Annotated in this window: 9 protein-coding genes; 5 read left to right on the top strand and 4 right to left on the bottom strand. The window is 49.8% G+C overall.

Going from position 1 to position 12,148, the window contains the following annotated elements:
* From IT415_01095 to IT415_01115, 5 genes are all read left to right on the top strand, one after another.
* Nucleotides 1-235 (top strand): penicillin-binding protein 2 (locus tag IT415_01095; GenBank protein MCC7543287.1); only part of this gene is annotated, 235 nt, incomplete at its 5' end.
* A gap of 28 nt (nt 236-263) precedes the next feature.
* Nucleotides 264-1,319, top strand: coding sequence for a phospho-N-acetylmuramoyl-pentapeptide-transferase (mraY, locus tag IT415_01100; protein ID MCC7543288.1), 1,056 nt, complete (start codon nt 264-266; stop codon nt 1,317-1,319).
* A gap of 3 nt (nt 1,320-1,322) precedes the next feature.
* Nucleotides 1,323-2,543, top strand: a complete 1,221-nt coding sequence (gene ftsW, locus IT415_01105; protein ID MCC7543289.1) for a putative lipid II flippase FtsW — start codon at nt 1,323-1,325, stop codon at nt 2,541-2,543.
* Nucleotides 2,458-3,585 (top strand): UDP-N-acetylglucosamine--N-acetylmuramyl-(pentapeptide) pyrophosphoryl-undecaprenol N-acetylglucosamine transferase, encoded by a 1,128-nt coding sequence (locus IT415_01110; GenBank protein MCC7543290.1) that lies wholly within the window; start codon nt 2,458-2,460, stop codon nt 3,583-3,585. Before ftsW ends, IT415_01110 begins: the two co-directional genes overlap by 86 nt.
* Nucleotides 3,585-4,424 (top strand): FtsQ-type POTRA domain-containing protein, encoded by an 840-nt coding sequence (locus tag IT415_01115; GenBank protein MCC7543291.1) that lies wholly within the window; start codon nt 3,585-3,587, stop codon nt 4,422-4,424. The genes IT415_01110 and IT415_01115 overlap by 1 nt, the downstream gene beginning before the upstream one ends.
* A gap of 452 nt (nt 4,425-4,876) precedes the next feature.
* On the opposite strand, the gene IT415_01120 is transcribed toward IT415_01115, so the two are convergent.
* The 4 genes from IT415_01120 to dprA all read right to left on the bottom strand — a co-directional run bounded on the left by IT415_01120 (nt 4,877) and on the right by dprA (nt 11,861).
* Nucleotides 4,877-7,627 (bottom strand): type IV secretion system DNA-binding domain-containing protein, encoded by a 2,751-nt coding sequence (locus tag IT415_01120; GenBank protein ID MCC7543292.1) that lies wholly within the window; start codon nt 7,625-7,627, stop codon nt 4,877-4,879.
* Between the two features lie 79 nt (nt 7,628-7,706).
* Nucleotides 7,707-8,795, bottom strand: coding sequence for a hypothetical protein (locus IT415_01125; GenBank protein MCC7543293.1), 1,089 nt, complete (start codon nt 8,793-8,795; stop codon nt 7,707-7,709).
* Nucleotides 8,796-8,902: 107 nt separating this feature from the next.
* Complete coding sequence (gene topA, locus IT415_01130) at nt 8,903-10,912, bottom strand: type I DNA topoisomerase (GenBank protein MCC7543294.1); 2,010 nt, start codon at nt 10,910-10,912, stop codon at nt 8,903-8,905.
* A gap of 103 nt (nt 10,913-11,015) precedes the next feature.
* Complete coding sequence (gene dprA, locus IT415_01135) at nt 11,016-11,861, bottom strand: DNA-protecting protein DprA (protein MCC7543295.1); 846 nt, start codon at nt 11,859-11,861, stop codon at nt 11,016-11,018.
* Between the last annotated feature and the right edge of the window lie 287 nt (nt 11,862-12,148).

Here is a 12,148-nt window from a genome sequence, read left to right on the forward strand (position 1 = left end):
AATCGCCGGCAAAACCGGTACCGCACAGGTGCCGCGTGCCGACGGGAAGGGCTATGAAGAAAATAAAAACGTCGGAAGCTTCGTTGGTTTTGCGCCGGTGGGTGATCCAAAGTTTATTATTATGGTGCGCATCGACTATCCGCAAACCAATACGTTCGCGGAGCGCAGTGCCGTACCTGCCTTTGCTGAAATTACAAAAGAACTCTTCAAATACTACAACCTCCCGCCAAGCTAGAGCGTGATATAATACTCAAGGAAACCGTATGCAATCAGCAATCAATTTTGACCCAATCACCACCGCCGTTATGCCTGTACTTATTGTGGCATTTTTTAGCTTTCTGCTAGCCATGCTCGGTACCCCAATCTATACGTATTTTGCTTTTAAACATAAGGCTTGGAAAGTAGCACGCACCAATGCAGTTACGGGTGAGGCTGCACCTATCTATCAAAAACTCCACGCCGCCAAGCATCGCAGGAACATCCCCACCATGGCCGGTATTGTCATGATCGTCGTAGTCGGCTTAGTGATCGGCGCACTACGTTGGTATCTCGATCCAGCTATCTATCGCAAAGAATTGCTGCTGCCACTCTTCGGATTCGTCGGTGCGGGCTGTATGGGCTTACTCGATGACTACCTGAATATCCGTGGTCAAGATAAGCGAGTAGCTGGGCTGCGCGCGCCCCTCAAACTTGCCCTTACGCTCATGATAGCCCTGATCGGAGCATTGTATTTTTATTACAAACTTGGCTACAGCTTGATTCATATCCCCGCAGTTGGAGATTTTGAACTGGGTGTTTTCTACATTCCGCTCTTCATGCTGGTCATCGTGTCCACAGCAAATGCTGTAAACATTAGTGACGGGCTCGATGGGCTTTCCGGCGGGCTAACAGCCTTAGCCTACAGTGCCTTCGCTATCATTGCGTTTTTCCAGGGGCTGACATGGCTGGCGGCATTCTGCGCTTCAGTCGTTGGAGTCGTACTGGCATACACCTGGTTTAATATCCACCCAGCACGATTCTTCATGGGGGACAGCGGATCATTTGCACTAGGGACGGGTCTCGGCATGGTCGCCATGCTAACTAATAGCGTGTTCGTCCTGCCGATCATTGGCCTAGTATTTGTGATCGAGGCAGGCTCCAGTGTTATTCAGATCGTTTCAAAGCGAATCTTCAAACGAAAGGTATTTCTCTCGGCGCCGATCCATCATCATCTTGAAGCTATTGGCTGGCCTGAGACCAAGATCACTATGCGCTTTTGGGTAATCGGGGCCGTTTCAGCAACACTAGGTCTGATTATCGGCTTAATAGCCAAAGGCTAACCCATGCTGTCTGACTTTCGCCTCCGGCAATCACATCGGCCTGACTATTTTCTTGGTCTTCTCGTCATACTCCTCGTGGCGATTGGCATGATTGTCATTTATTCCACGGGGGCTATAGTTAACTTCAATATCTCGGGTGGTACCAGTGATCGCAACAGCTTCTTCACCAACCAAGCAATCAGCTTTTCTGTTGGTATTGTTGGCTGGCTCATAGCATCGCGTTTCAATTACACTGCCTGGCGCAGCTGGGCTCCCTGGATGCTACTCGCTTCCGGTTTACTCATGCTTTTGGTCTTTGTGCCAGGTATATCGGGATCCTCACGAGGTGCTAGTCGCTGGATTCGACTCGGTCCAGCCAGCTTTCAGCCAGCTGAGTTCTTAAAACTATCGCTCATCCTATACGTCGCATCGTGGGCCGACACCCACCGAGAACAGTTACGAACCATCAGACAAGGGCTTGTGCCGATTATGGCATTATTTGCTGTCGCTACGGTACTGACAATAGTCATGCAACGAGACATGGGGACGGGTATTGTACTTATATCGGCAGGGCTCGCTGTATACTTCATGTCAGAAGTGCCGATCTGGATATTTAGCGCCCTCGTGAGCAGCGTTATTGCTGGAGCATTACTGATGGTAGTTATCTTCCCATACCGATTAGCTCGAGTGGCTACATTCTTTAACCATAAAGATGACCTGACTGGCGCTGACTACCACATCAATCAAGCCTTGATCACACTTGGGAGCGGGGGATTACTTGGCCGCGGTCTAGGCAATAGCCTACAGTCATATGGATACCTCCCAGAATCGACTAATGACTCTATTTTCGCCATCATAGGCGAGCAATTCGGATTATGGGGGACCCTATCGGTCGTGGTGCTATTCACGCTTTTACTTTGGCGCTGTACTCGTATCGTCTTACGAGCACCTGATCACTTCGCACGTATGGTGGCGGCCGGCATTACCACTTGGATCACGATACAGGCATTCATCAATATTGCGGCCATGCTCAATATCATCCCCCTGACAGGCATCCCATTACCGTTTATCAGCTTTGGAGGTACCAGCCTGCTAGCCAGCATGATCGCGGTCGGAATCATGCAAAATATTTCACGACACACCGAAAGGGAGGCTGCCGATGCGAATCGTACTCTCAGGCGGCGGAACCGGCGGACACGCTACGCCGCTCCTAGCCTTGAGCACAGCGCTCAAGCATCTGAATAAATCACCACACCTAGAACTGCACTATATCGGCTCGGGCTCCAGTCTCGAGCAAACGATAGCCGATCAGGCTCATATGACGTACCATAGTATCCTCAGCGGTAAGTACCGCCGCTATGGACGAGGGGTACGAGAGCTATTTGACGTGCGAACGATCCACAAGAACATGCAAGATAGCACTCGTTTCTTACGTGGCGTGCAGCAAGCCAAAGTCATCCTCCGTCAAATTCAACCCGATGTCGTGTTTGTAAATGGTGGCTACGTCGGCCTACCGGTTGGACTCGCGGCCTCACTTTTACGAATTCCGCTTATTATTCATGAGTCAGATACTGTAATGGGTCTCACTAATCGCATCCTCGCCCGACGCGCTAGCATCGTGGCTACCGGCTTTCCAGTTTCAGTCTACCCCAAGAAGTTGCAAGGAAAACTTGTCCATGTCGGGAACCTTGTCTCGGAAGTATTTTCGTCCAAAACACCATACACCCGCTCGAAAAAAGACCCAGTCCTGCTTGTCATGGGGGGATCAACTGGTGCGAGAATTATCAATGAAACCATATGGCATAGCCTGACCACACTCGCCACACATGTACAGATCATTCACCAAACTGGCGAGCATAGCATCACTGAAGCCAACGCCATACGATCCCAGCTACCTAAACACCTACGTACACGCTACGCGCCCTTCGCATTTACTGAGTCACACAAACTGGCTGAATATATGTGTACTGCCGATATTGTCATCTCACGTGCCGGCGCAAATAGTATCTTCGAGTTAGCAGCCGCCGGAAAACCAGCAATCATTATCCCGCTTGCTACGGCAGCAAATAATCATCAGGTGCGTAACGCAACGCATCTACGCCAACATCAGGCTGCAGAGGTTCTGACTGAAAGCGAACTAACACCTGAGCGCTTACAAGAAGTCATTCTGCACCTCATAAAGCATACTACCATTCGCACCGCGCTAGGAAGAAACCTTCTCAAGCTCGCCACCCCTCGAGCAGCCAGCAACTTAGCGCAGATCATCCTTAAGAAAGGAAAACACTAATGCAAGAACGGCGCGTGCGTCGACAACGAGGCACCGCCCCAGCCCTTCCCAGCGAAGTCGGGCGAGCTCGTCGGCCAATCTTTCAGGCTCACGGCGAAGCACCCAAACGCCCCAAACTATGGCGCAAATGGTTCGTGAGAGCCGGTAGTATCGCTGCTATCTTGAGTCTCGTATGGATGCTATTCTTATCGAGCTGGTTCGACGTACGAGGGTTCGAAGTCAAAGGCAGTACCTCAATCTCTGCTGAAGACGTACAAAAAACCTTTGATCAATACGTCCGCCAACACCCAACTGAACGCAATATTTTCTTCTTCAATAGTCAGCGCTTTAAGGAGGCATTGCAAAAATCATACCCCACTATCACCCAACTGAACATAAACCGAACACTGTTTTTGAAAGTCACCGTGTCTCTGAGAGAGTCAAATGCCGCGCTCATTTGGCAAGTCGGGAATACGAACTGGATATTAGGGGACGATGGCCGTATTCTCGAGAGAGCGTCAGGGGCAGAGCAGCAGCTTGGGGTCGTGCAAGATACAGCCCAGCTACCCGTAAAAACAGGGGACAAAGTAGTAGACCGAAACTTTGTGAGTTTTGTGCGTCAGCTGAATGCCCTTGCCCCACAAAACAATATCTTCATCTCTAGCGTAGTAGTACGCAATACAACAATCGAGATTGATCTTCGAATACAAAATAATATTTTGGTGAAATGCGATAGCACTAGGGGAGTACGAGAACAACTTGATGCAATTCGCAAGACACTCGATACTGCCGATCGAACGCGAACGCCGATTACACAATACATCGATGTGCGCATACCGGGCAGAGCCTTCTACAAATAAATCAATGTGAAATGTGATCGTTTCACAAGTATATGAGGGGGCGCGAGCATGCGCCATGAATACTAACTACTAGTTGGATGCAAGCAAGAAAAAAAAGGGGGGCACAGACGTAGTCGTCGAGTCAGCCCACGCAAAAGCCTAGTTAGAATTAATGAATATTTCACGCGCGCCGATAAACATTTCACAGACAATAACAAATCGTATCTAACTAGCTATGTATAAATCCACGCTACAGATCACCGCATACTTAAGAACAAATACATGCAACCCACACACCCATGCAAGTACTACATACCCGCCCGCACATTTATAGACGCAACATAGAAACTTGAGCACAACAACGCTCAGAGCTAGAATGTCGTAAAATATACATTGTGCGACATTTGAATTTATTTACATTCTTGACGTTATGGTATCGTGGACTACATCATGAATTGACTCAAATATGCGCGTTAGCGTCGAGAACTCGTATTGTGCCGCCGGCTATTACGGTTACGGTTACGGTTGCGGTTCCTATTTGCGCCACCGTCACGACTATTGCCGTGTTGAGCGTCCCGCTTCCGGTCTGACGTACCGTTCTTATCGTGAGCAGCCCTAATGAGCTCAGAGTAGTTGCGAGGCTGAGCATCTGCCACTTCGAGGCGTGGGCGAGTAGGCTGCTGAGCTTGAGCCATACGTGCAAACTGGTCTTGCTGGCCGCCAGCGCTAGAGTGCGAACGAGACTGATCATCGCCCGACTTAGCTGCATCCTCGTGAAACCCACTCCACATCGCGATTTCAGCCTCCACCTGCTCTCTTGGACGATTGTACATCGAGCGAGAATAGTCAGAAATTTCACGCGTGAAATCATGTGTTGGTTCTGGCAGGCGCAAGGTCTTTGCAGAGAATGGTACGCTCGTCTCCCCGTCTATCGACATGGTTACGTAGATGTTCTGAATCGAGAGATTCTGCAAATCAGTTGGCTCGAAGCTTGGCTCAAAATACCGCGACAAAGCAGCTGCATCATCAGCCCCTACTCGGAAGGTCACCATACTTCCGACGTTACCAAAAACCGCATCACGCACCTCTGGCGCCATCTGCGCAACGTACTGGTTTGCAACCGTCAGATAGAGTCCATACTTACGTGCTTCAGAGAGAATAACTGCAAACGACTCTGTCGCAAAGTTTTGAAACTCGTCAACATACAGATAAAACGGACGTCGCTCAGTAAGCCCAATATTCGCACGACTCATGGCAGCCAACTGAATCTTTGTAATCAAGAGGGCTCCGAGAGTGCTGGCATTGTCCTCCCCTAACCGACCGCGCGAGAGATCACACACCAAAATCTTCCCTTCATCCATAATCTTACGGATATCAAAGCCGGACTTAGTTTGACCGATAATGTTTCTGATTAACGGGTTAGCCGTGAAGGCCCCTACTTTGTTGAGGATTGGTGCAACCGCTTCTGTCGCAAACTTGTCGTTCCATGAAGCAAACTCATTTACCCAGAAGGCCTTAACCTGCAAGTCTTTGACTTGGGCAACGACTTCATTGCGATACTTCTTATCGGTCAACATGCGAGTGATACCGAGCAAGTTCGGATTATCGGTCTCGAGCAGTGCCAGCAGTGTGAAGCGCAAGATGTGCTCGAGTCGAGGACCCCAAGAGTCTGCGAACATCTTCTTCAAGACGCCGATGATTTCTGAGGCGATTGCCCCACGCATATTTGGGTCATCATTCTCCATTGGGTTGAAGGCTATCGGGTTGTCGATGTCATGTGGATTGAAGTACACCACATCCTTAATGCGATGCTCCGGGATGAATTTGATAGCATCTTGCGCAAAGTCTCCGTGCGGGTCGACGATGGCAAAACCTTGATTATGATAGATATCACTCAACGTAAGCAGCAAGAGCAAGAATGACTTACCAACACCGGATTTACCAATGATATACAAGTGACGCACACGGTCCTTACGCTTGAACCCAAACTTCAAGTTACCCTGACGGAAGGTCGTGGTACCAATGAGACTCAATTCTTCCTGTGGTGTATTTGCCAACGTAGGCACATTTGTCGGTGGCTCACCAACCTTCGTCGTCGTCCAGGCAATGCTAGGCGTCTCGACGCTGGTATGCGGTAAGTGATAGAGACTCGCCAGCTCCTCAACATTGAGAATCATATTCGTCGAATCGAGGTATCGAGCTCGATAATCTTGCATTGCTTCGGCAGTAGTGTCATAGCCGCCACCGACTAAGCTATTGAGATTGATGGTATTAAATTGCTTGAACCCGCCGAATAAGGCCTGGAGGCGCTGCTTGGCATGATCTGCACTGTCGCCGATGTACGCCACACGCACCTTGACTTCATACCCAATCTTCTCAGCCTTGGTTTCGATCGCTGCATTGACGGTCGTTTGTCCTGGTGAAAGCTCCTTCTTGTCATCTTTTGAAGGAGCCCGATCTCCCCACTCAGGTGGCATAAAGAGTGCGCGTAAGACGTTCATAGCCAACTCAAACGGCAGAAAAATGATGCGCTGTTCCCAGTTATGAAACCAGCCGGTAGGCTTCCCTTCCTTGGACTCTTTGATGTATTGCAGGCTCTTAGCGTGCCACGAGTCATCAACCGGGCGAATCAAGAACTGTACCCAGAGCTGTTCATTATCCTCGAGTGTAGCAAGTACTGTCGTAATGCCAGCCAGTGGATCAACTTCAAAAGTCTGAAACGTACGCAAGGGATAAATAAAATCTTTAGTCGTCTTCACTTCTGAGACAACGGTAAGCCTATCATCGATCGGTTGCGCGGCATAATCCTCAACATCTTTGAGGATCTGCACAGTCGGGTATTGGGCGTAGATCTGGCTCTCGACGTAGTCGCTGAGGTGTTTCGGTACCCAGATGTAGAAGTTGATTACATGATCAACCGACACAATCTCGAAGCTCAGATGCTCCTGGATCGACCCCTCTGCATCAAGCTCGGTCTTTGGTCGCAAAATCCCATGCAGCGAAGCGAAGAGTGATTCGGCGGAGAGTTCTTTTTTATCATTATTCTTCGGTACAATGATCTGCAAAAGCGTATGTTCTACTTGCGACACATACTCAGTGCGTCGTCGATTCTGCCAGATTTGCCAAATCAGATATCCAGCTATCAGGGTCCAGCCCCAATACTGAAACAAAGCGATGCCGAGTATAGAGAAGACGGCTCCAAATATTTGTACGAGAAAATCCATTATGCTTATTGTACCCTACTTCGAGTCAATCTCGAGTAGATTAGGTGGTTTTGATAGTGTCTTTGTCTGCCAGCAATGATTAGTCTTGCTTGGCAGGACGACCACGGCGCTTGCGTGGCTCCGGCACATAATCTGCCTTCAGGGCATACATGCCCTTCGCCACTCGTTCGAACTGTGGCTTTTCCTGCAGATTGAGAGCGATTGTTGCGACCTTCACCTGACGGCGTGAGAGCACGCGCTTGATGATCTCTTCACGACTCAATGGTGACTCTTCCTTGAGAATTTGCGCGATGATATCGGCGACGGTACCAGCCTGATAGCCCCATTCGGCAAGTGCGTAAATACCACGACCGATCAAGACAAATCGGCTATCTTTTATGAGTTCGTTGTGTACCGCCTGAGTCGTAACTGACTTAGGATTCGCCTGAAGCTTCGAGATCTTTTCGGCAATATCGGTAAAGTGCATCGGGCGTCCAGCTTTCTTCAGCACCAAGTAGGTTTTATCACGAATACTCCTTGGATTTACCTCAGGCCAGTTGATCATCCCCCAGCTGCCGTCGAGGCTCACGATACGCCTGGATGCACCAGCGAGCTCCTGCAAGGCGGTGGCAGCGTGAGGCCCATCAATAGCACCATGTAACTTATCAAACTTCACAGGCTTCGCGAGCCCTTTAAGCGCCAGTAAGAGCTGCTGATGGAGCTTTACGACCATATCATAATCATACATATCCGAGGCTGCGACCAGCGGGCTAATCTCATCAGTTTGCTCCACAAGAATCACTTCTGGCGTAATGCGCACTAGATAAGCCAGGTTTGAAAGATCAGCATCTGCCAAGTGCATAGCCGATGCGGCTGTCGTCAACTGACTCATTCCGCCCTGTACCTGAATATGTTTTACTAATGCCGCGCGTGCTTCGTTTTGAGCTGCAAATTGGTCACGAATCTTCGCAACGGCAGCCTTTTCTATCTGACGTACACGCTCGCGTGTAATGCCAAGCTCGGTACCAATCTGTTCGAGCGTGTGCTGATCGTGAGCCTTGATGCCATGACGCTTTGCCACGACCAATCGGTCACGGTCTTTTTTCAATAACAACAAACTCTCGTCGATCAATTGCTCTACGAGCTCGCGAAATATAGCTTCATTGGTTGGATTTACAGATTGAGACATAATAAAAATATTCCACCCACTTGTTGTTTCGATTGAAACTCAAGCACTATTATATCATCTTGGATTTAGTTGGTCAACTATTCTGACTGACTTTTTACTCTGGTTTACTATGAATCACTCTCATTTGCGTCAGATTTAGGCTTCGTCCAGGTAGTATATTCACAGTCCGGATATCGGCTGCAGCCCCAGAAGCGTCGCCCCTTCTTAGTCTTGCGCTCCACGAGCTCGCCTTCACGGCAATCTGGGCAGTCAATACCAGTTTTCTTGAGGATTGGTTTCGCATTCTTGCAGTCCGGCCAGCCCGAGCAGGCCAAGAACTGTCCAAAGCGACCCTGCTTAATGACCATCATTTTGCCACACAGATCACATTTCTCATCGGTTTCGATAACAGGCAACTGGGCCCGCGGGATACTCTCCTGCTTCTCCTCGATGAGCTTGTGCATCGGCTCATAATATTCTTTGATCACCGGTTTCCAAGCCCGCTTCCCTTCCGCTACATCATCGAGATGATCTTCCATCTCGGCAGTGAATTCAGGATCAGTCACAAAATCAAAGTGCTCACTCAAGAGCTCGCTCACCACCATGCCAGTAGGCTGCGGCACCAAACGCTTATCTTCACTGAGAACATAGCCCCGCGAAATAATCGTCGCAATTGTCGGCGCGTAGGTACTTGGACGCCCGATACCAGCCTCTTCGAGCTTCTTCACGAGTGTCGCCTCAGAGTATCGGGCCGGCGGCTGCGTGAAATGCTGATCGCCACGCACATCCTTCAAGGCGAGCGTTTCACCGTCTTTGATATCCGGTAGGATTGGCGCATCTTCTTTCGACTGCATCGGATAGACCTTCATAAAGCCATCAAATTTCATGACTCGCCCACTGGCACGCACACCATATTCTCGGTCGCCCTTTGCGGTAATTTTGATACTAGTCTGCTCAAACTCGGCTTCTGGCATTTGGCTCGCCAAGGCACGCTGCCAGATCAAGCGATAGAGCTTGGTCTCATCAGTATTCTGACGCTGTACCCGATCGGGATTCAGCTCTGGATTTGTAGGACGAATCGCCTCGTGAGCTTCTTGCGCACCACGCGACTTAGTTTTGAATGGTCGTGGCTTCTCGAGCGCGTATTGCTTACCATAACTATCGACAAGTGTATTGCGAATCGCCGAAAGCGCCTGCACCGACAAAGACACTGAGTCCGTACGCATGTAGGAGATCAGACCAGCCTCATAGAGCCCTTGAGCAGCCCGCATAGTGCGTCTGGCGGCAAAGCCGAGCCTACGATACGCATCCTGCTGCAAAGTCGAGGTCGTAAATGGCGCCAGTGGATGCTTCTTCATTGGCTTCTTCTCGACTACATCAACTACATAGGTTGCGCCCTTGAGATCAGTCACCACAGCCATACTGTCCTTCTCATTCTTGAGATCAGCTTTCTCCCCTGCAATTTCAGCAAGACGAGCCACGAAGTCGCCTTGAGCTGCTGATAGATCGATATCAACTGTCCAATACTCTTCAGCTTGGAAAGCCTCGATCTCTTTTTCGCGGTCAGTAATAAACTTCAAAGCCACACTCTGTACACGGCCTGCCGAAAGACCATAGCGGACTTTCTTCCACAAGACTGGCGAGAGTGAATACCCCACCAGTCGATCGAGCACACGCCTGGCCTGCTGTGCATCTACCAAGTCCTGATTAATATCACGTGGATGCGCGACGGCATCCTGCAAGGCTGGCTTCGTTATCTCCGAGAACGTGATGCGCTTCACTTGCTGTTCTGGCTTGAGATCAAGTGTTTGCGCGAGGTGCCAGGCGATCGCCTCCCCCTCGCGGTCAAGGTCGGTTGCGAGATACACGATATCCGCACCTTGCGTAGCCTTATTGAGAGCCTTGATCTTACTCGCCTGTCCGCGCGGCACCATATATTGCGGCTCAAAGTCATGCTCTACATCAATGCCAAGTTTTGACTTCGGCAAGTCGCGCACGTGTCCATAGCTTGCAACTACCTTATACCCCTTACCGAGATATCCCTCGATAGTCTTGCCCTTCGCTGGACTCTCTACGATAAGAACCGACTTCGTTGCCTTGGTTGCTTTGCTTGGTTTTGTTACTGCTTTCTTTGCCATGCTGGGTATTGTATCAAATAATCCTTATGCTTTGCTGATATATAAAACTTGCCGAGTGTACATGTTTGGGGCACTGGCTGTCAAATATTCAAATATAGAGATTTTATGACGACCGAGCGATCCACTGTCCCCCGCCCATTGCAACCACTTCGCCCGTCAGCTCAAGTAAGCTCAAGATCTCGAGTATCTGCTGAACTGGTCGCTGAGCCTTCACCGCAAGGCTTTCAGCCGACTGCGCCCGCTCGGCAAGAGCTGATAATAATGTGTGCTCAAGGGTACCGACGGCGTACCTTTGCGTAACTTGGGTTTTCTCTTGTGGTCGCATAAGACCAAGTGCCGTCCATATGTCAGCAGCACCCAGGATTGGCACCGCCCCAGCCCGAATAAGATTGTTTGGTCCTTCAGACCGTGGGTTTGTGATAGCGCCCGGCACCGCCATGACAATTCGATTTTCATCAAGCGCCAGGTGTGCTGTGATAAGCGAACCGGATCGCGCATCTGCTTCAGTGACCAATACCCCTCGACTTAAGCCGGCAATAATGCGATTACGAGCCGGGAAATGATGCTTCAAAGGCGGTGTACCATCACTGTATTCCGACACGATTGCCCCACCTGATTGGATGATTTGCTCAGCCAAACGACGATTTGCCGCTGGATAGCACACATCAAGACCACAACCCAAGACCGCCACTGTCTTCCCGCCCGCCGCTACTGCTGCACGATGTGCTATAGTGTCGATACCATACGCTAGCCCACTGACGATCGTGATACCCGACTGAGCCAACTCAAAAGCCAAACGGTACGTCACCTCCTCGCCGTACTGTGTAGGCCGGCGCGTCCCAACGATGGCCACCGCTGGCCCATCAGGCATCTCGCCTCGGACATACAGACTACTTGGCGCGTCATGAATCTCACGGAGGTCCCCCGTAAATTTATTGCGCTTAAGCATTGTATATTGTGTAGTTGTTATGCTTGTATCATCTTGTTTATTTCTATACACTCAATAATCTCCTTGAAAATGTATTGACATATAAGCTCAACTATGTTAGTATACATCGCGTACCTAAAAACTTTTTGAAAACCCGCTCTCTTCTTCAGGTAATACCCTGAAAGGGAGCGATCTGCTACTGCGGGGCCATATCCTAAAACTCACCCTCCTTTAGGTATACCGCAATAGCAGATCGCTCCCTTTCATGACCACGATCGTATAGAATACTTATTGACGATCGAAAAACC

The sequence above is a fragment of the bacterium genome (assembly GCA_020854115.1).
Classification (GTDB): domain Bacteria; phylum Patescibacteriota; class Saccharimonadia; order CAILAD01.

What these genes read in the sequence shown, in the direction of transcription:
- IT415_01125 (MCC7543293.1), bottom strand. Translation starts at nt 8,795, where the DNA reads ATGTCTCAATCTGTAAATCCAACCAATGAAGCTATATTTCGCGAGCTC.
- topA (MCC7543294.1), bottom strand. Translation starts at nt 10,912, where the DNA reads ATGGCAAAGAAAGCAGTAACAAAACCAAGCAAAGCAACCAAGGCAACG.
- IT415_01110 (MCC7543290.1), top strand. Translation starts at nt 2,458, where the DNA reads ATGCGAATCGTACTCTCAGGCGGCGGAACCGGCGGACACGCTACGCCG.
- IT415_01115 (MCC7543291.1), top strand. Translation starts at nt 3,585, where the DNA reads ATGCAAGAACGGCGCGTGCGTCGACAACGAGGCACCGCCCCAGCCCTT.
- ftsW (MCC7543289.1), top strand. Translation starts at nt 1,323, where the DNA reads ATGCTGTCTGACTTTCGCCTCCGGCAATCACATCGGCCTGACTATTTT.
- dprA (MCC7543295.1), bottom strand. Translation starts at nt 11,861, where the DNA reads ATGCTTAAGCGCAATAAATTTACGGGGGACCTCCGTGAGATTCATGAC.
- mraY (MCC7543288.1), top strand. Translation starts at nt 264, where the DNA reads ATGCAATCAGCAATCAATTTTGACCCAATCACCACCGCCGTTATGCCT.
- IT415_01120 (MCC7543292.1), bottom strand. Translation starts at nt 7,627, where the DNA reads ATGGATTTTCTCGTACAAATATTTGGAGCCGTCTTCTCTATACTCGGC.